Origin of the sequence: Bradyrhizobium sp. NBAIM14, assembly GCF_020193895.1 — a bacterium.
Lineage (GTDB): Bacteria > Pseudomonadota > Alphaproteobacteria > Rhizobiales > Xanthobacteraceae > Bradyrhizobium > Bradyrhizobium yuanmingense.
This window is the reverse complement of the sequence record NZ_JADYVQ010000003.1, coordinates 99,797-118,019: the sequence shown is the minus strand read 5'-3', so window position 1 is coordinate 118,019 and position 18,223 is coordinate 99,797. Positions and strand designations below refer to the sequence as shown.

The window sequence follows — 18,223 nt, the reverse complement described above, 5'->3', positions numbered from 1 at the left end:
GACCAGCTCAATCGGCACAAGGGCCGCCCTGTCGCGCAAGCGCCTCGGCATGGAGCCCGGCGCTCGGCTCAGAGAGGCAGCAAAACACGACGCGAGCGACGGTCGGCGCCAAAGCCAGCCCTTCGATCGTCGTGCGCACGGCGATATCGGCCGCCCGGTCGGCAGGAAAACGGTAGATGCCGGTCGAAATCGCGGGAAATGCCACCGAGGTCAGCTTGTGCTTCCCGCAAAGCTCCATGGACCGCCGATAGCAGGAGGCGAGCAGATCGTCCTCGCCGAGCGTGCCGCCATTCCACACCGGACCGACGGTGTGGATGACATGCGCGGCCTTGAGCCGATAGCCCCTGGTGATCTTCGCGTCGCCCGTCTTGCAACCGTGGAGCATGCGGCATTCGTCGACGAGCTCGGGCCCGGCTGCCCGGTGGATCGCGCCATCCACGCCGCCCCCGCCAAGGAGCGACGTGTTCGCGGCGTTGACGATGGCGTCGACGCCGAGCGTGGTGATATCGGCGACGATAACCTCGAGCTCCGCGCCGCCAATCCGGCGCGTCAGCAGGGTCACGTGTCAGGCCGCGACGACGACGCCCTTCTCGGAGAAGAGCTGCTGCAATTCGCCGGCCTGGAACATCTCACGGACGATGTCGCAACCGCCGATGAACTCGCCCTTCACGTAGAGCTGCGGGATGGTCGGCCAGTTCGAATATTCCTTGATGCCGTTGCGCAGCTCGGCGGATTCGAGAACGTTGAGCCCCTTATAGCCGACACCGATATGGTCGAGAATCTGGACCACCTGGCCGGAGAAACCGCACTGCGGAAATTGCGGCGTCCCCTTCATGAACAGAACCACGTCGTTCGACTTCACTTCATTGTCGATGAATTCCGCGATGCTCATATCCGTGTCCTTCTGGGGCAGAGCCCTCACCAATTGCTTCGGGCCGGCTCAGCCGATTTAACCCGATACCTGCCCATATATGTAGCCCAAACCGTTGTGCATCCAAAGTAAAATGGCGGCGACGGGTCCCCGCGGCCGGATTGACCCCAGCCGGGTCCATAGGCTGATGACATCAATATCATCGCCGCAGAGGACTTTCATACCGTAACGGAGCCCCTATCTAGGACGAACCCTGTTCATGGAACCGGGTCGTGCGAACAACGTTCTCTTGTCCTGTCTGGAGAAAAACGTGACGAAACAAGCCTCAGCCACGGCCTCCCTGCGTTCGTCACCGTCCTCCCGCGAGGACGAACTCGCCCAGCGGCTGGAAGCGGCGTTCTCGACTGTCCGCAATGAGACCGAACGCCGGGCCGCACCGCTGTCGCCCGAGGACCAGCAGATCCAGTCCATGCCGGATGCCAGCCCGACCAAATGGCACCGGGCCCATACGACCTGGTTCTGGGAGCAATTCCTGCTCGGCGAGCATGCTGCGGGCTACCGGCCCTTCCACCCCGATTTCGCGTTCCTGTTCAATTCCTACTACGTCAGCGCCGGCCCGCGACATGCTCGCAATCATCGCGGCGACATCACCCGCCCCAGCGCCGACGAGGTCGGCGCCTATCGCAAATACGTCGATACGGCGGTCAGCAAATTCTTCCGCGAGGCGGGCGCGGACAAGCTCCGCGCAATCGCGCCGCTGGTCGAGGTCGGGCTCAATCACGAGCAGCAGCATCAGGAGCTGATGTTCACCGACATCCTGCATGCCTTTGCGCAGAACCCGATCTATCCGGCGTATGACCCGGCCTGGCGCTTCCCGGCCGCAACGCGCGGCGGCGATGACTGGCTGACGCTGAACGAAGGCATCCACACCGTCGGCCATGTCGACGACGGCTTTCATTTCGACAACGAGAAGCCGGCGCACCGCGCCCTGGTCGGCCCGGTCAGGATCGCCCGCAATCTGGTCACCAATGCCGAGTGGCTCGCCTTCATGCAGGACGGCGGCTACCGGACCGCAACCCTGTGGCTGATGGACGGCTTTGCCGCGGCCAGCAAGGAAGACTGGCAAGCCCCCGGCTATTGGCGCGAGGTCGACGGCGCATGGCAGGTGATGACGCTGGCCGGCCTCAAGCCGGTCGATCCAGACGCGCCGGTCTGCCACATCAGCTATTACGAAGCGGATGCGTTCGCGCGCTGGTCCGGAAAACACCTGCCGACCGAGATGGAATGGGAGGTCGCGGCCCGCGCTGGCCAGCTCAACGACGCCTTCGGCCTCGTCTGGCAATGGACCCGCAGCTCCTACGCGCCCTACCCCGGCTATCGCGCCGTCGAAGGCGCGCTCGGCGAGTACAACGGCAAGTTCATGGTCAACCAGCTGGTGCTGCGCGGCTCCTCGCTTGCAACTCCGCAGGGCCACAGTCGTACCACCTATCGCAACTTCTTCTATCCGCACCACCGCTGGCAGTTCACCGGGTTGCGGCTTGCCGATTACGACTAAGTATTCCGACGACAGATGCGCGCCGGACAGCGCGTTCAGGAGAGTATCATGAATGTGCACGCCAGCGCTTTGGCCGAGGCCCATCTTCCCGACGAGCAGACCACCGCCTTTGCCCGCGAGGCCATCGAGGACCTCTCGCAGCAGCCGAAAAAGCTGTCGCCGAAATACTTCTACGACGCGACCGGATCGGAGCTGTTCGAGGCGATCACCAAGCTGCCGGAATATTATCCGACGCGCACCGAGCTATCGATCCTGAAGGAGCGCGGAAGCGAGATCGCAAGCATCATCCCGGAGCACGCCGCGCTGGTGGAGTTCGGCGCCGGCGCGACCACGAAGGTGCGCCTGCTGCTCGATCATTGCAAATTCGCAGCCTATGTCCCCGTCGACATCTCCGGCGACTTCCTGAAGGCACAGGCGAGCGGCCTGAAGCGGGATTTCCCGGCGCTCGGCATCTATCCGGTGGCGGCCGATTTCACCACGCCGTTCGAGCTGCCCAAGCAGGTTGCAGCCATGCCGAAGGTCGGCTTCTTCCCCGGCTCCACCATCGGCAATTTCGAGCCGCAGGAAGCGCAGGCCTTCCTGAAAAGCGCGCGCAAGATCCTCGGCAAGGGCGCGCAGATGATCATCGGCGCCGATCTCGAGAAGGACGAGCGGATCCTCTTCGACGCCTATAACGATGCGGCCGGCGTCACCGCGCGCTTCAACCTCAATGTGCTGGTGCGCATCAACCGCGAGCTCGGCGGCAATTTCGACCTGTCCGCCTTCACCCATCGCGCGATCTACAACCGCGAGCGGCACCGCATCGAGATGCACCTGATCAGCAGGAAGAGCCAGACCGTGCGCCTGCTGGGCACCAGCTTCTCGTTCCGCCCGGGCGAAAGCATCCACACAGAGAACAGCTACAAATACAGCATCGCGCGTTTTGCCGCGCTGGCCCAGGGCGCGGGCTGGCGGGTCCGCGAGAGCTGGACGGATGCGGCGAAGATGTTCTCGGTGCACGCGCTGGAGGTCGCGGAGTAAGGCCGGGCTTCAATGCTCCCCGGCCTCCTCCACCTTCGACCCCAGCGACACCGACTCCCACACCGCCACCACGATTAAGATGGCGCTCGTCGCCATTGACAGCCACAGCGGCGACAGTTCCGACGCGAACCACCACAGCACCAATAGCGCGATGATGCCGATGCCGTGCGAGAGCTGGAGGAAGCCGCGGACCGCGTGCTTGAACAGGATGGTGCCGATCAGAAACACCAGCGGGCCGCCGATCGTGCTCAGAACCGTGCGGGCGTCGGAATGGCCGGACGGATGCTTCAGCACCAGTTCGTCCGAGACCGCGGTCAGGATGATGCCGGCGATGATCGGCATATGCAGATAGGTGTAGGCGAGCCGCGCCAGGCGGCCGGACTCGCTTGACTTCGAGATCCGCTCCAAGCCGGCCTCCGCGCCCTTGTGGAAATAGATCCACCACATCGCGATGGCGCCGACCAGCGCTGAGACGAAGGCGAGAATGTTGCTCGCGGTCCACTCCAGTTCAGCGAAGGTCGCGCCGTTGACGATAATGGCCTCGCCGAGCGCGATGATGACGAATAGACCGCAACGCTCGGCCATATGGCCGCCTTCGACCGCCCAGGCCTCAACGGAAGAAAAGCCCAGCTTCGGCACCCAGAACCGCGCGGCCGGCGAGATGTATTCCCAGGTAACCGCCGCGATCCACAGCCATAGCCGCCTCTCGCCCTCGGCCAGGCCGCCCGCGATCCACAACGCCGCGGAGATCGACAGCCAGGTCAGGATGCGGATTGCGTTATGCCGCACCGCTGTTCGATGCAGCGGCGTTGCGAGCAGCCAGAACGCGGTACGCCCCACCTGCATGGCCGCATAGGCAATCGCGAACCACAGGCCACGGCCCTCGAAGGCGGTCGGGATCGTGGTCGACAGCACGAGGCCGCCCAACATCATCGCAAAGAGCAGGAGCCGGACCGGGGTCAGCTCGGGATTGAGCCAGTTGGTAACCCAGGCGGTGAAAACCCACAGCCACCACACCGCGAGAAACAGCACCGCGACGTGCACGGCGCCGAGCGGCGTGAAATGGTGCAGCAGCGTGTGCGAAATCTGCGTGACGGCGAAGACGAAGACAAGGTCGAAGAACAGCTCGACGAAAGTGACGCGGCTGTGCTGGTTCGGCACAATGACGCGGAACATCGCGCCGTGCGGATTGTCCGCAGCCATCATCGTCCCCTCGTGGCGCTGGTCAGGTCAGGTGCAGCTTCTCAGGTACCTGGTACGCCGGTTTGCAGCGCCAGCGCGTGCAGCACGCCGCCCATCTGGCCACGCAGGGACTGGTAGACGATCTGGTGCTGCTGGACGCGCGATTTGCCACGGAAGGATTCCGAGATCACGGTCGCGGCATAGTGGTCGCCGTCGCCGGCGAGGTCACGGATGGTCACCTCGGCATCGGGGATCGCTGCCTTGATCATCGCCTCGATATCGTGGGCGTCCATGGGCATTCGGGTCTTGCTCCTTATCTCGGCTGCAAAGCAGCCTCATCATCGAATCGCTGCCGGGGGTCCCCTCGCCGGCAAGGTCAAACTTAGCGTGAACGGCCTTCTACGTCACGCTTTCCGGCACTATATCCCTGATCCCATCAGGACAAAGGCACGACAAAGTGCCGCGCGCGGCAGATTGATCGAAAAGGCGTGAAATCATGAAGCTTCCAGGGCCCGACCACCCGATCACCATCACCCCAAATCCCCGGCGCGTCCGCGTCACGGCGGGCGACATCGTGATCGCCGAGACCAGCAAGGCGCTGACCTTGAAGGAGGCCAGATATCCGGCAGTGCAATATGTACCGCGGGAGGACGCCAACATGGCCCTGTTGGAGCGTACCGACCGCGTCACCCATTGCCCCTACAAGGGGGACGCGAACTATTACAGCGTCAAGGCCGACGGCAAGACGCTGGACAACGCGATCTGGACCTACGAGACACCCTTCCCCGCGATGACGGAGATTTCAGGCCATCTCGCGTTCTATCCGGACAAGGTGAAGATCGAGGAAGTGGAATAAGCGCCGCAACCCACGACCGTCATGCCCGGGCATCCACGTTCTGCACGCGGTAAGGCGTGGATGGCCGGGTCGAGCCGGCCATGACGGCGGAGAGGGCTGAATCAGCTACGCCCTGAAGATCGTGAGTCCCAATATCAGCAGCACCAGGAAGATCACGACGAAGACGTAGAACAGGAAGCGGGCGATGTCGGCCGAGGCGGCCGAGATGCCGGTGAAGCCGAGCACGCCGGCCACGATCGAGACAAGGAGGAAGATCAGCGCCCATTTCAGGATCGACATCGCCAGCTCCGAACTGCCGCGTCTCACGGCCTACGCTGTTTTCGGCGAACGCTAACATTGCTGCGAGGAACTGGTTCCTAGAGGTAGTCGGGGGCGACCTCCGAAACAAACGGCCCTTGCTGAATCGAGTTCCCGGCGGCAGAGTCCAGCCGAGGTCAGGATCGGGGCGGCCACGATGACGATGTCACATTCAGCGACGATCGGCGCGGAGGTGCATGCCGCGCCCACGAGCAAGGTGCGCAATTTGGCGATCGATCGCGCCCGCACCTTCCTCACTCTGGTGGTGCTGCTGCATCACGCGGTGATCCCCTATACCTATTTCGGGCATACCGATCCGAGTTATTTCTTCGGCTTCGACATGATCGTGCTCGCCACCGACAGCTTCTTCATGGCGATGTTCTTCTTCCTGTCGGGACTGTTCGCCTGGTCCGGCATCGCCCGGAAGGGAGTCCGGAGCTATTTGGCAGATCGCCTGCTTCGGCTTGGCCTACCCTTCGCGATCTGCGCCTTTACAGTCATTCCGCTCGCGTATTACGCGATCTCCCTGCGGCACCATCCCGAGATCGGTTTTGCGGAATTCTGGTGGAATATGGTCACGAAGGGCCCGTGGCCGAGCGGGCCGATCTGGTTCCTGTGGGTCTTGTTCGCCTTCGACCTGGTTGCCTGCCTTTTGTACCGGCTGTCACCCAACCTGCTCGATCCGATCAATCGCCTCTCGCTACATGGTCGCCGCCGGCCCGCCGTGTTCTTTGCGGTCATGCTGGCGGTCACCGCCGCGTTCTACATTCCCGGGCTGGTTCACTACGGACACAGCAGCTGGTTCGAGTTCGGGCCGTTCTCGGTCCAGCACGGGCGCGTGATGCTGTACGCGACCTATTTCTTTTTCGGTGCCGGCATCGGCGTTGCGCAAATGGATCGTGGGCTGCTCTCTGTCGACGGTCGCATGGCAAAGGTCAGCTGGGACTGGATGGTCCTGGCGATCGTCCCGTATTGCCTGTTGTGGGGCCTGATCTTCATCAAGCGCGAAATACTGGGCAACCCGTCGCCGTTGCCGGATTGGTATGAAGCGCTTTATGCCATCTGCTTCACCGTCTTCAGCGTGGCCATCATGTTTCTGATCCTGGCCCTTTTCCAGAGATTCAAGCAATCAGGCTCAGCCAGGCTGCTCGATCCAATGCAGGGCGACGCGTTCGGCATGTTCCTTGTGCACTATCCGATCGCGCTGTGGCTGCAATACTGGCTGTTCGACTATGACCTGCCGGCGATCGTCAAGGCCACGGTCGGGTTCGTCCTGACTGTCGCGGCGAGCTGGGCGCTGACGCGCGCGTTGCGGCAGATCCCGGGCGCGTCACGCGTGTTGTGAGGCACGGTCTCTCGGTCCGTAGCCCGGATGGAGCGCAGCGCAATCCGGGACCTCGCCACAAGTGATAGCGGTCCCGGATTACGCTTACGCTCCATCCGGGCTACAGATCTGATTTGTGGCAGCGCCTTACGCCGCCTTGCCGCTCATATATTCCGGCAGCCAGCGCTCGAACGACTTGCGCAAGCTGTCGATCGTAACCGGCGTCTCGCCCGCGATCGCGATGGCATCGCCGCCGGTGGTGCCGATCCGCACGCAGGGCACCTCGCAGCCGCGCATCTTGGCGAGCACGCGGCCGGCTTCGGTTTCCGGCACGGTGACGAGATAGCGCGCCTGGTCCTCGCCGAACCAATAGGCCTGCGGCACCAGCGCAGTCGGTGCCGCCAGCAGCTTGGCGCCGATGCCGCCCGCCATCGCCATCTCGGCCAGCGCGATCAGGAGGCCGCCGTCCGACAAATCATGCACGGCGGTCGCGGTGCCCGCATGGATCATGCCGCGCACGCAATCGCCGTTGCGCTTCTCGGCCGCGAGATCGACCGGCGGCGGCGCGCCCTCCTCGCGGCCGCAGATGTCGCGCAGATAGACGGATTGGCCGAGCCAGCCATGGGTCTCGCCGATTAAGAGGATCGCCTCGCCCTCGGCCTTGAAGGCGAGCGACGCCGACTTGGTGAAATCGTCGAGCAGGCCGACACCGCCGATCGAGGGCGTCGGCAGGATCGCGCGGCCGTTGGTCTCGTTGTAGAGCGAGACGTTGCCGGACACGACCGGGAAGTCCAGCGTGCGGCAGGCTTCCGAGATGCCCTTGAGGCAGCCGACGAACTGGCCCATGATCTCGGGCCTTTCAGGGTTGCCGAAGTTGAGATTGTCGGTGATCGCGAGCGGCTTGCCGCCGACCGCGGTGATGTTGCGCCAGGCTTCCGCGACCGCCTGCATCCCGCCTTGATAGGGATCGGCCTCGCAATAGCGCGGCGTGACGTCGACGGTGAGCGCCAGGCCCTTCGGCCCGTCCTGCACGCGCACGACGGCGGCATCGCCGCCGGGACGCTGCATGGTGTTGCCGAGAATGACGTGATCGTACTGCTCCCACACCCAGCGCTTGGAGCACATGTCCGGCGTGCCGATCAGCTTCTCCAGCGCAGCTCCAAGGCCCATCGGCGCCGGCACGTCGCGGGCATGCACGACCGGCAGCGCTGTGGACGGAACGTGCGGGCGATCATAGACCGGCGCCTCGTCGCCGAGCTCCTTGATCGGCAAATCGGCCATGACGTCGCCGCCATGCTTGACCACGAAGCGCTTGCTCGGCGTGGTGTAGCCGACAATCGCAAAATCGAGCCCCCACTTCGTGAAGATCGCCTCGGCTTCCTTCTCCTTCTCGGGCTTGAGCACCATGAGCATGCGCTCCTGGCTCTCCGAGAGCATCATCTCGTAGGCGCTCATGCCGGCCTCGCGGGTCGGCACCGCATCGAGGTCGAGGTCGACGCCGAGGTCGCCCTTGGCGCCCATCTCCACCGCCGAGCAGGTCAGGCCCGCCGCGCCCATGTCCTGGATCGCGATGACGCAGCCCTTCTCCATGATCTCGAGGCAGGCCTCTAACAGCAGCTTCTCGGCGAAGGGATCGCCGACCTGCACGGTCGGGCGCTTCTCCTCGGACTTGTCGTCGAACTCGGCCGATGCCATCGAGGCGCCGTGGATGCCGTCGCGGCCGGTCTTGGAGCCCAAATAGACGATCGGCATGTTCACGCCGGAGGCTGCCGCATAGAAGATCTTGTCGGCATCGGCGAGGCCCACCGCCATGGCATTGACGAGGATGTTGCCGTCGTAGCGGGTGTGGAAGCGCACCTGGCCGCCCACCGTCGGCACGCCGAAGGAATTGCCGTAGCCGCCGACGCCCGCCACCACGCCGGAGACGAGATGCCGCGTCTTCGGATGCTCGGGCGCGCCGAAGCTCAGCGCATTGAGGCAGGCGATCGGGCGCGCGCCCATGGTGAAGACGTCGCGCAAAATGCCGCCGACGCCGGTGGTCGCACCCTGGTATGGCTCGATATAGCTCGGGTGGTTGTGGCTCTCCATCTTGAAGACCACAGCCTGGCCGTCGCCGATGTCGATCACGCCGGCATTCTCGCCGGGGCCCTGGATCACCCAGGGCGCCTTGGTTGGCAGGCCGCGCAGATGGATGCGCGAGGATTTGTAGGAGCAATGCTCGTTCCACATCGCCGAGAAGATGCCGAGCTCGGTGAAGGTCGGCTCCCGCCCAATCAGCTTCAGGATGCGCTCATACTCGTCGGGCTTGAGCCCGTGGGCGGCAACCAGTTCCGGGGTGATCTTGGGTTCGTTCTTCATGGATTCGAGGCTTTCGGCGGCGGTTTGGCCGTTCTTAGGAACATCGGACGGCTTCGAAAAGCCCTTTATGGCGCATTTTCCCGCTGTCCCACGTTTTGCGCCGGCAGGGCCGGCGGGAACGGGAATTGCACGGCGCGGTCGGATCGGATTTAAGGTCTAAAGACCCGCAATTGAAGGCCTATTTCCTTGCACGAATTGACCAAAGCGCCCCCGCCCCGCCGCCCCGACCTCCACGTCGCCACCGAGGGCGAATTTGTGGGTTGGCGGACCTGGATTCGCGACAGTTTTGAGTCCCATGTCGGCCCGTTCTGGCACCGGATCGAGGCCGACGGCAGCGTCCGCAGCGCCTTCCGGGTCGAGAAGAAGCACCTCAACGGCTCCGGCAACGTCCATGGCGGCTGCTACATGGCCCTTGCCGACTATTCGCTGTTTGCGATCGCCACCCATGTCCTGGACAGCCGGGCGGTGACGACCAATTTCGCCTGCGAATTCCTCGATGCGGCACGCGAGGGCGAGCTGATCGAATGCACCGGCGAGGTCACCCGCGCCGGCGGCTCGCTGATCTTCCTGCGCGGCAAGATGGTGTCGGGCGAGCGGCTGCTGCTGACCTTTTCCGGAACGATCAAGCGGATGAAGCGGAAGGCACTCCCTCAGCCAAACGCATAGCTCGACGCCTTCCCTTTTCGCGCGCCCTCGCCCAGACTTCCCACCAAGCGCTTTGGAGCCGGGGAGCAAGAACAAGGTGCCGCAGAGCACATCCGAGGCGGGTCGCGCGACGGCGGCCGCATCAACGCCGTTGCCGTCCATCGCCACCGGCGCACGCAACTGGCGCGATTATGCGCTGCTGCTGGCGCTCGCCTGCTGCTGGAGTTCGACCTATCCGCTGACCAAGCTAGCGCTTCCCACCATTCCGCCGATCACCTTCATCTCGGCGCGCTCGCTGATCGCGTTCCTCTTTCTGTTCGCGATCCTGCGGATGCGCGGCGTCAAGCTGCCGACCGACGTGAAGGCGTGGAAGCTGTTTGCGACCCAGCAGCTGATCAACTCGACCTTTCCGTTTCTGGTCATCACCTGGTCGCAGCAATACGTGCCGGCGTCGAACACGGTGGTGCTGGCTTCGACGACGCCGATCTTCGCCTTCCTGATCACCTCGCTGATCACGCGGCACGAGCCGGCGACGCTGCTCAAGCTCGCGGGCGCGATCCTGGGACTGGCCGGCACCGTCGCGATCGTCGGGCTCGATGCTTTGCATGGCCTTGGCAGCGAGATCGTAGCGGAGATCGCGATCCTGCTTGCCACCATTTCCTTTGCCTGCGCGACCATCTTCGGCCTCCGTCTCTCCGAGTACGATCCGATGGTGGTGGCAACCGGCTCTCTGCTGTTCGGCGGTCTCGTGCTGCTGCCGCCCGCGCTGATCATCGACCAGCCCTGGACGCTGCAACCGACTCCGACCGCGATCGTCGCCACCATCGTCATGGGCATCGTTTCCAGCGCATTGGGCCTGTTGCTGTTCTACGTCTGCCTCGGCCGGCTCGGCACGCTGACGACCAACGCCCAAGGCTATCTGCGCATTCCGATCGGCGTCGGCCTCTCGGTGCTGCTGCTCGGCGAGAGCGTGCCGTCGAACCTCGCACTGGGGTTATTGCTGGTGATGGCCGGTGTTGCGGCGATGACGGTGCCGGCGGAGCGGTTGAAGTGGCGGTAGCCGACGGCGATGGTCAATCCGCCGAAATAAAGCGGAGGGTACCTGCACGGCGCGTCGGTTTTCCTGTGTCGTTGGTGTGATTGACACCGTCCATGACGGGCACCTCAGGAAAATCGAACGGACTTACCCCGTCGAGGCAAGCCACGTTGACAGCATACAGATTCTGGTCCGATCGACGCTGATGATGCGTGTAGATTCCGCAGCGAGAACAGAAGAAATGCTGCGCTGATCCGGTATGGAAGCGGTAGCTCGTCAGCGCATCCTCGCCCTTCAGGAACTTTATGCCGCCCATCTCCGCCATGACGACGACCGCACCGCGCATCCGGCAGTAAGAGCAGGTGCAGCGGCGGATCGAATTGAAACCGTCGCTCAGCGTCGCCTCGAAACGCACCGCTCCACAATGGCACTGACCAGCCCGGACGTTTGTATCACTCACCATGTTGCATGCTTCCTGGCGTTGCTGCGAATGACGACGCCGCTCGGCGACGTCAACGGGCAGGAACGTTCTCTCAAATGTGGGCCGAACAATCAAAAGGAATCGCCCAAGGCATCAGAACAACTCACGCGGGCCTGTTTCCTCACGCCGACAACTGCTTCTCCGCGATCGACAGCCACTCGGCCTGCGCCTTGCGCAGATATTTCGGCGCGCGGCGCATCTGGATCAGCAGCTCGTTGAAGACCATGCGTGCCTCTGCGGTGCGCCCCACCGTTTGCAGCAGCATGCCGTAGCGCACCCGCGCCTCGGCGCCGGGGAAGTAACCGGCGAGCGCGTGATATTCCTCCAGCGCCTCGTCGACACGTCCGACCTCGGCGAGCGCGCGGGCATAGAGCAGATGCGCGTCGGCGGAATCGAAATCGGGCCATTGCTTCTGCAGATCGTCGAGCGTCGCAAGCGCCTCGGCCGGGCGGCTGGCGGCAAATTGCGCCTGCGCCTTGCGCAGCACATAGGCGGGATCGTTGCCCATCGGCAGCTTCAGGATGTGATCATAGTGCGCTTCCGCTTCGCCAAACCGGCCGATATTCGCGCACTCGTCCGCCAGCGCCGCACGGTTGGCGATGGTGTCGGTGCCGGCGAGTTGGTCGGACAGCTCGCGATAGCGCTTCTCGGGATCGAGGCGATTGGCGACACGCTGGCGCGCCTGCCGGGCACCGGGGCTGGAAAACCATTCAGGAATGAGCTCGACCGCGATATAGGCGATCGCGCCCATCATCGGCACCAGCAGGATGATGAAGGCCCAGGGCCGCAACCGTCCGGTTCGCGAGGCGTGATAGATCAGCGTGATATCGAGCAGCAGAACGACCAAAGCAACGGGCATGTGACATCCGGAAAGCACAACGACAGCCGGCCTCCTGATATCGCAATCGAACCGATGAAACAACTTTGAGTTGCGTCAGCCGGCAAAATCAGCGAACCCGAACGCGCGCCGTAATGGTGACGAGGAGTCAGTCGCCGCAAAACCTATGCAGGTTCACGCGCCTCGCGTAGCAATCCACTCGCCAGCACTCGAAACGCATCAACAGCCTTGCTCAGCACGCTCTTGGGATCGTCGGCGGCCGCGACCCACAAGGCGGCGCTGAGCGCAGCCCCGTTCAGCAACCGCCCCGCCGCTTCGACGTCGACCGGCTTCACGATTCCCTGCTCGATCAGCGCACGGATCGTCCGCATGGTGATATCGAGACAGGCGTTCTCGCCGGGCCATTTGGAGGGATCGCCGAGCACCGCAGGTCCATCCAGAAGCATGATGCGCTGGATCTCGGGTTCGAGCGCCATCTCGATATAAGCACTTCCCTCCGCCAGCAGGCCCAGCCACGGACTGGGCGCTTGCTCCCGAGCGATGCGGAGCCGCTCCGCCATTTCACCGTCGATCTGCTCGACGACGGCCCAGAGCAGCCCCTTCTTGTCTTCGAAGTTGTGATACAGCGCGCCCCGCGTCAGACCGACGGCCGCAGTGAGCTCGTCCATCGACGCGTCTGCATAGCCCTGCGTGGCAAATGCCGCGCGTGCGGCGCGGATGAGCCTGGCCCGGTTTTCCGCCATGGCCGCGGCGCGCTTCCCCTTTGCCATGCCCTCCCCCTTGACATACGCCTCGTATGTGAGCGATATCTCACATACGAAACGTATCTGAAATTGCCGTGACGCGCCAGCCATGGAACACCCACGATCCGCTCACGCCCATCAACCGAAAGGCCCTGCCATGCCCCAGCGAGAGGCAATCTTCCCCGCCAACCGCCACGCGCTCTATCAAGTGCATCGCTACTCGGCAGCGATCCGCTCCGGTGACCTGCTGTTCGTGTCGGGGCAGGTCGGCAGCCGCGAGGACGGCTCGCCCGAACCGGTATTCGAGGACCAGGTCCGGCGCGCGTTCGCCAATTTGCGTGCCGTGCTCGCCGCTGGTGGATGCACGCTGGACGATGTCGTCGATGTCACCACGTTCCACACCGATCCGGCGAGCCAGATCGAGACGGTGATGGCCGTTCGCGCCGAGGAGATCGGCGATCCTCCCTATCCGAACTGGACGGCTGTCGGCGTGAACTGGCTTGCCGGCTTCGACTTCGAGATCAAGGTCATCGCCCGCATTCCTGTGCTCCAGTAAGCTTCCGGGCGGCCATACGCCGGCCGCCAGCAGACAACTTGGCCGGGCTACTTGTTGGCGTCGTCCGCCAGCATCTTGCGGTACTTTTCGACGTCGCGCGTCACGAGCTTTTGCAGCACGTCGGGCGCGTGCTCGTCGGCATCGGGCGCGACGGTCGACAGGTCGGCGAAGCGCTTCTTCACCGCTTCGGTCTCGACGGCCGTGCGCGCCGCGGCATTCAGCTTGGCGATCACGGCCGGCGGCGTGCCCTTGGGCGCGAACAGGCCGTTCCAGCCTTGTGCCTCGAACTCGGGCAGGCCCGCTTCCGCCGAGGTCGGCAGATCCGGCAGCGTGGCGAGCCGAACGGTCGAGCCGACCACGAGGCCCTTCACCAGCTTGTCGTTAATCGACTGCGACACCGAGGCGGCCGCGTCGCAGACGCCGTCGATCTGGCCGCCGACCGCGTCGGTCAGCGCCGGCGCGGCGCCGCGATAGCCGATCAGCGTCGCGTCGATCCCGGCTGCTGTGACGAAGCTTTTGCAGATCAGATAGTTCGAGGAGCCGACGCCGGCATGGCCGAAATTGATCTTGCCCGGATTCGCCTTGGCATAGGCGATGAACTCTTTCAGGTCCTTCGCTGGAAAGTCCTTGCGCAGCGCGATGATGCCGAACGTCTTCGCCACCATCGCGATCGGCACGAAGGAATCAGGCGTGAACGACAGTTTTGGATAGATCGTGTAGGTCGCGGCATTGGTGCCGGCATTGCCGATCGCAATCGTATAACCATCCGGCTCGGCGCGGGAGGCCCGCGCCAGCGCGGTCGAGCCGCCGGCCCCCGCAACATTCTCGATCACGATGGTCTGGCCGAGCGCGATGCCCATCTGCTCGGCCACCGCGCGCGCGATCACGTCTGAGGTGCCGCCGGCCGCGAACGGCACGATCATGGTGATGGGACGCTTGGGATAATCCTGCGCGGATGCGCAAGTGGCGATCGAAAATGTCGCGAACGCTAGCGCCGCGATCGCGGCGAGCGCACGCTTCACCACGAACGAGATCACGCGGCTTTTTCCAGATGCTGGGCGAGACCGGCGAACAAGCCGCGACCATCGGTGCAGCCCATGATGTCTTCGACGTGGTTTTCCGGATGCGGCATCATGCCGAGCACGTTGCCCCGGTCGTTGACGATGCCGGCGATCGAATGCGCGGCGCCGTTGATGTTGTTGAAATCGTCGACTTCGCCGGCAGCGGAGCAATAGCGATAGAGCACCCGCCCCTCGCCTTCGAGCCGCTTGATGGTCTCTTCGTCCGCCTCGTAATTGCCCTCGCCATGGGCGACCGGCACGCGGATCACCTGGCCGGCATTGTAGCCGCGGGTGAATGGCGTGTCGGAGCGCTCGACGCGCAGATGCACGTCGCGGCAGATGAATTTCAGCCGCGCATTGCGCATCAACACGCCCGGCAAGAGGCCGGACTCGCAGAGGATCTGAAAACCGTTGCAGACACCGAGCACGAGGCCGCCCTTGGCCGCATAGTCGCGCACCGCATCCATCACCGGCGCACGCGCCGCAATCGCGCCGCAGCGCAGGTAATCGCCGTAGGAGAAGCCGCCGGGCACGACGACGAGATCGGTGCCCGCAGGCAGCGCGGTCTCGGCGTGCCAGACCATCGCGGGCTCGCTGCCGGAGATCAGCCTCAACGCGCGCGCCATGTCGCGCTCGCGGTTGATTCCGGGAAAGACGAGGATGGCGGCTTTCATGGCAGAGGTTCCGACGCGGCTGGGAATCGAAGCTGGCCAACGGGCCAATTCGCGAACAGACATAACCATTTGACGGGGATTTTACCAGTGCTAGCGTTGCGGAGCGCCCTTGTACACAGGCCATAGCCACGCGCCTTTGGCCGCTCGATTTGCCCGGGATTGAAGCCATGAACGTCCCGTCGCTGCCCGCATCCCTCTCCGAACCGGTATCCGCCGAGGGCGTCGTCGCCGCCGGCGCTTATGTCGACGGCCGCCGGGTCGCCAATATCGCCATCAGCGAGGCCTCGAGCTGGCGAGCCAAGCCCGGCCATGTCGTGTGGATCGGACTGCACGAGCCCGACATGGCGCTGCTCGGCGCGGTGCAGAAGCAGTTCGACCTGCACGACCTCGCCATCGAGGACGCCAACCACGCCCATCAGCGGCCGAAGATCGAGCAATATGGCGAGGCCCTGTTCATCGTCGCGCGCACCGCGCAATTGATCGAGGGACGCATTGCCTTCGGCGAGACCCACATCTTCGTCGGCGAAGGCTATCTGGTCTCGGTGCGCCACGGCGCCTCGACCTCGTACACGCCGGTGCGCGAGCGCTGCGAGAGCTGTCCGCGGGCGCTCGCGCGCGGCGAGGACTACATCCTCTATGCCATCCTCGATTTCATCGTCGACAATTACTCGCCCGTGCTGGAGAGCATCCACGACGAGATCGAGAGCATCGAGGATGACGTGCTCTCCAAGCAGATCAGCAAGGCGCAGATCGAGCGGCTCTACATGCTGCGCCGCGACCTGTTGCGGCTGAGGACCGCGATCGGCCCGCTGGTGGAGGTCTGCCGCCGGCTGGAGCATGACGACCTGTCGATGGTGCGGCAGGCCATGCAGCCGCTGTTCCGCGACGTCACCGACCACGTCCGCAACATCCAGGAGCGCATCGATTCCATGCGCGAGGTGCTGGCCTTCGCCTTCGAGGCGAGCCTTTTGGTCGGCCAGGCCCAGGAGACGGCGGTGTCCAAGAAGCTCGCATCCTGGCTCGCCATCATCGCGGTCCCGACCGCGCTCGCCGGCATCTACGGCATGAACTTCAAGCACATGCCGGAGCTGGAATGGGAGTACGGCTATTTCATGCTGCTCGGCGTGATGCTGGCGGCATGCGGGTCGCTGTACTGGCGCTTTCGGCGGGCGGGATGGCTGTGAGTCCAGACGCTCAGACTGGTTACATGCCTCGTCTGCCAGACCACGTGCTCTGCGCCACCTGAAGGTCGTGCAGCATGAGAAGCTGCTCTTCTCGGCAGGCGCTCAGCTCAGACCTGATTTCGTCGATCTTGTATTCGACATCACCGAGCTCGACCTGCTTCAGCAGCTCGAAAATCAGCTCTTTGCCGATATCCGCCACTCCGCTCAGGCTTTCATCTCGATCGCATAATTCTCGATCACGGTGTTCGCCAAGAGCTTGTCCGCGGCTTCCTTCAGCGCCGCCTCCGCCTTGGCCTGGTCGGCGCCGGCGAGCTCGATGTCGAACACCTTGCCCTGGCGGACGCTGGCGACGCCGTCGACGCCGAGCGACTTCAACGCGCCTTCGATGGCCTTGCCCTGCGGGTCGAGGATGCCCGTCTTCAGGGTAACGGTGACACGTGCCTTCACGTCAAAGGTCCTCTTCAGCTCTTCACCAGCACCGGGCCGGTGCCCTGGGGACGCTCGTTCTCCATGAGGATGCCGAGACGCTTTGCAACTTCGGTGTAGGCCTCGAGCAGACCGCCGAGATCCCTGCGGAAACGATCCTTGTCGAGCTTCTCGTTCGACTTGATGTCCCACAGCCGGCAGCTGTCCGGCGAGATCTCGTCGGCGACGATGATGCGCATCATCTCGTTCTCGAACAGGCGCCCGCACTCCATCTTGAAGTCGACGAGGCGGATGCCGATGCCGAGGAAGAGGCCGGTGAGGAAGTCGTTGACGCGGATGGCGAGCGCCATGATGTCGTCGATCTCCTGCGGCGTCGCCCAGCCGAAGGCTGTGATGTGCTCTTCCGACACCATGGGGTCGTTGAGCTGGTCGTTCTTGTAATAGAACTCGATGATCGAGCGCGGCAGCTGCGTGCCCTCCTCGATGCCGAGGCGCTGCGACAGCGAGCCGGCGGCGACGTTCCGCACCACCACCTCGAGCGGCACGATCTCGACCTCGCGAATCAACTGCTCGCGCATGTTGAGGCGGCGGATGAAATGGGTCGGCACCCCGATGTCGTTGAGGTGCTGAAACAGGTACTCCGAGATCCGGTTGTTGAGGACGCCCTTGCCCTCGATCACCTGATGCTTTTTCGCATTGAACGCGGTGGCGTCGTCCTTGAAGTGCTGGATCAGGGTACCGGGCTCGGGGCCTTCGTAAAGAACCTTTGCCTTGCCTTCATAAATGCGACGCCGACGGCTCATGGGGATGTACCGTGTTTTGTTGAAATCCATGAATTTGGTGTGCTCCGGTTGACTAGGATTACGACCCACAGCGGAGCTGCCGTGAACGGCCAGGAACCCATCTATAACCCGTTGGAAACAGAACGGGAACCAAGCCTTAGGCAACCTATCCGATTGGCTGTCCGAGCACAATCGATCCGGCCGTCCGGCACCAACTTATACCGTCTTGCCTGCGGCTTAACGGCCCGTTGTTTTGCCGATTCGTGCTATCTATGTAGGCATGCAGCCGGGTCGCCGCAACGGAAGGCTCCCGCTCCATTCAGCGAGGATTTGG

Annotated in this window: 22 protein-coding genes; 8 read left to right on the top strand and 14 right to left on the bottom strand. The window is 63.8% G+C overall.

Annotated features, from left to right (window positions below):
• Nucleotides 1-7: 7 nt before the first annotated feature.
• A complete protein-coding gene (locus tag I6F28_RS09415; RefSeq protein WP_225139773.1) occupies nucleotides 8-562 on the bottom strand; it encodes an O-acetyl-ADP-ribose deacetylase in 555 nt (184 codons plus the stop codon).
• Between the two features lie 3 nt (nucleotides 563-565).
• The gene (grxD, locus tag I6F28_RS09410; protein ID WP_018647423.1) at nucleotides 566-892 is read right to left on the bottom strand and encodes a Grx4 family monothiol glutaredoxin; all 327 of its coding nucleotides are present in this window, start codon (nucleotides 890-892) and stop codon (nucleotides 566-568) included.
• A gap of 238 nt (nucleotides 893-1,130) precedes the next feature.
• On the opposite strand from grxD, the gene egtB reads away from it, so the two are divergent.
• Complete coding sequence (gene egtB / locus I6F28_RS09405; protein ID WP_192893155.1) at nucleotides 1,131-2,426, top strand: ergothioneine biosynthesis protein EgtB; 1,296 nt, start codon at nucleotides 1,131-1,133, stop codon at nucleotides 2,424-2,426.
• A gap of 48 nt (nucleotides 2,427-2,474) precedes the next feature.
• On the top strand, nucleotides 2,475-3,446 hold the full coding sequence (egtD, locus tag I6F28_RS09400; protein ID WP_225139772.1) for an L-histidine N(alpha)-methyltransferase: 972 nt from the start codon (nucleotides 2,475-2,477) through the stop codon (nucleotides 3,444-3,446).
• Between the two features lie 9 nt (nucleotides 3,447-3,455).
• Here the strand turns inward: egtD and I6F28_RS09395 are convergent, their stop codons facing one another.
• Entirely contained in the window at nucleotides 3,456-4,649 is a 1,194-nt protein-coding gene (locus tag I6F28_RS09395) for a low temperature requirement protein A (protein ID WP_225139948.1), read from the bottom strand.
• Between the two features lie 41 nt (nucleotides 4,650-4,690).
• Entirely contained in the window at nucleotides 4,691-4,927 is a 237-nt protein-coding gene (locus tag I6F28_RS09390) for a BolA family protein (RefSeq protein ID WP_011088461.1), read from the bottom strand.
• Nucleotides 4,928-5,124: 197 nt separating this feature from the next.
• Between I6F28_RS09390 and I6F28_RS09385 the strand changes: the two genes are divergently transcribed.
• A complete protein-coding gene (locus tag I6F28_RS09385; RefSeq protein WP_225139771.1) occupies nucleotides 5,125-5,484 on the top strand; it encodes a DUF427 domain-containing protein in 360 nt (119 codons plus the stop codon).
• A 105-nt stretch (nucleotides 5,485-5,589) separates the two neighbouring features.
• On the opposite strand, the gene I6F28_RS09380 is transcribed toward I6F28_RS09385, so the two are convergent.
• Nucleotides 5,590-5,763 (bottom strand): DUF1328 domain-containing protein, encoded by a 174-nt coding sequence (locus I6F28_RS09380; RefSeq protein WP_157280741.1) that lies wholly within the window; start codon nucleotides 5,761-5,763, stop codon nucleotides 5,590-5,592.
• Nucleotides 5,764-5,938: 175 nt separating this feature from the next.
• Here I6F28_RS09380 and I6F28_RS09375 point away from each other — a divergent pair, with 175 nt between their 5' ends.
• Nucleotides 5,939-7,126 carry an acyltransferase family protein gene (locus tag I6F28_RS09375; protein WP_225139770.1) on the top strand — a complete coding sequence of 396 codons (1,188 nt, stop codon included), beginning with the start codon at nucleotides 5,939-5,941 and terminating at the stop codon, nucleotides 7,124-7,126.
• Nucleotides 7,127-7,252: 126 nt separating this feature from the next.
• On the opposite strand, the gene purL is transcribed toward I6F28_RS09375, so the two are convergent.
• Complete coding sequence (gene purL / locus I6F28_RS09370; protein WP_225139769.1) at nucleotides 7,253-9,463, bottom strand: phosphoribosylformylglycinamidine synthase subunit PurL; 2,211 nt, start codon at nucleotides 9,461-9,463, stop codon at nucleotides 7,253-7,255.
• Nucleotides 9,464-9,649: 186 nt separating this feature from the next.
• On the opposite strand from purL, the gene I6F28_RS09365 reads away from it, so the two are divergent.
• Together I6F28_RS09365 and I6F28_RS09360 are read left to right on the top strand one after the other, a co-directional pair.
• On the top strand, nucleotides 9,650-10,129 hold the full coding sequence (locus I6F28_RS09365; protein ID WP_225139768.1) for a PaaI family thioesterase: 480 nt from the start codon (nucleotides 9,650-9,652) through the stop codon (nucleotides 10,127-10,129).
• A gap of 76 nt (nucleotides 10,130-10,205) precedes the next feature.
• Nucleotides 10,206-11,168 carry a DMT family transporter gene (locus I6F28_RS09360; protein WP_225139767.1) on the top strand — a complete coding sequence of 321 codons (963 nt, stop codon included), beginning with the start codon at nucleotides 10,206-10,208 and terminating at the stop codon, nucleotides 11,166-11,168.
• 13 nt (nucleotides 11,169-11,181) lie between these two features.
• Here the strand turns inward: I6F28_RS09360 and I6F28_RS09355 are convergent, their stop codons facing one another.
• The 3 genes from I6F28_RS09355 to I6F28_RS09345 all read right to left on the bottom strand — a co-directional run bounded on the left by I6F28_RS09355 (nucleotide 11,182) and on the right by I6F28_RS09345 (nucleotide 13,233).
• A complete protein-coding gene (locus I6F28_RS09355; RefSeq protein ID WP_036043496.1) occupies nucleotides 11,182-11,607 on the bottom strand; it encodes a GFA family protein in 426 nt (141 codons plus the stop codon).
• A 139-nt stretch (nucleotides 11,608-11,746) separates the two neighbouring features.
• Entirely contained in the window at nucleotides 11,747-12,484 is a 738-nt protein-coding gene (locus tag I6F28_RS09350; RefSeq protein ID WP_225139766.1) for a tetratricopeptide repeat protein, read from the bottom strand.
• A gap of 143 nt (nucleotides 12,485-12,627) precedes the next feature.
• The gene (locus I6F28_RS09345; protein WP_225139765.1) at nucleotides 12,628-13,233 is read right to left on the bottom strand and encodes a TetR/AcrR family transcriptional regulator; all 606 of its coding nucleotides are present in this window, start codon (nucleotides 13,231-13,233) and stop codon (nucleotides 12,628-12,630) included.
• A gap of 130 nt (nucleotides 13,234-13,363) precedes the next feature.
• On the opposite strand from I6F28_RS09345, the gene I6F28_RS09340 reads away from it, so the two are divergent.
• Nucleotides 13,364-13,762: a RidA family protein gene (locus I6F28_RS09340; RefSeq protein ID WP_074448244.1), complete on the top strand. Its 399-nt coding sequence runs from the start codon at nucleotides 13,364-13,366 to the stop codon at nucleotides 13,760-13,762.
• Nucleotides 13,763-13,809: 47 nt separating this feature from the next.
• Here I6F28_RS09340 and I6F28_RS09335 read toward each other — a convergent pair whose 3' ends face one another.
• A complete protein-coding gene (locus I6F28_RS09335; RefSeq protein ID WP_225139764.1) occupies nucleotides 13,810-14,799 on the bottom strand; it encodes a tripartite tricarboxylate transporter substrate binding protein BugD in 990 nt (329 codons plus the stop codon).
• Entirely contained in the window at nucleotides 14,796-15,497 is a 702-nt protein-coding gene (purQ, locus tag I6F28_RS09330) for a phosphoribosylformylglycinamidine synthase subunit PurQ (RefSeq protein ID WP_036027846.1), read from the bottom strand. The genes I6F28_RS09335 and purQ overlap by 4 nt, the downstream gene beginning before the upstream one ends.
• A 167-nt stretch (nucleotides 15,498-15,664) precedes the next feature.
• Between purQ and I6F28_RS09325 the strand changes: the two genes are divergently transcribed.
• Complete coding sequence (locus tag I6F28_RS09325) at nucleotides 15,665-16,681, top strand: magnesium and cobalt transport protein CorA (protein WP_225139763.1); 1,017 nt, start codon at nucleotides 15,665-15,667, stop codon at nucleotides 16,679-16,681.
• A gap of 19 nt (nucleotides 16,682-16,700) precedes the next feature.
• On the opposite strand, the gene I6F28_RS09320 is transcribed toward I6F28_RS09325, so the two are convergent.
• From I6F28_RS09320 to purC, 3 genes are read right to left on the bottom strand one after another with little or no spacing between them, the layout of a single operon-like run.
• Complete coding sequence (locus I6F28_RS09320; RefSeq protein WP_225139762.1) at nucleotides 16,701-16,880, bottom strand: hypothetical protein; 180 nt, start codon at nucleotides 16,878-16,880, stop codon at nucleotides 16,701-16,703.
• Between the two features lie 5 nt (nucleotides 16,881-16,885).
• Nucleotides 16,886-17,128: a phosphoribosylformylglycinamidine synthase subunit PurS gene (gene purS / locus I6F28_RS09315; RefSeq protein WP_109143221.1), complete on the bottom strand. Its 243-nt coding sequence runs from the start codon at nucleotides 17,126-17,128 to the stop codon at nucleotides 16,886-16,888.
• A 14-nt stretch (nucleotides 17,129-17,142) separates the two neighbouring features.
• Nucleotides 17,143-17,910: a phosphoribosylaminoimidazolesuccinocarboxamide synthase gene (gene purC / locus I6F28_RS09310; protein ID WP_172782948.1), complete on the bottom strand. Its 768-nt coding sequence runs from the start codon at nucleotides 17,908-17,910 to the stop codon at nucleotides 17,143-17,145.
• Nucleotides 17,911-18,223 lie beyond the last annotated feature (313 nt).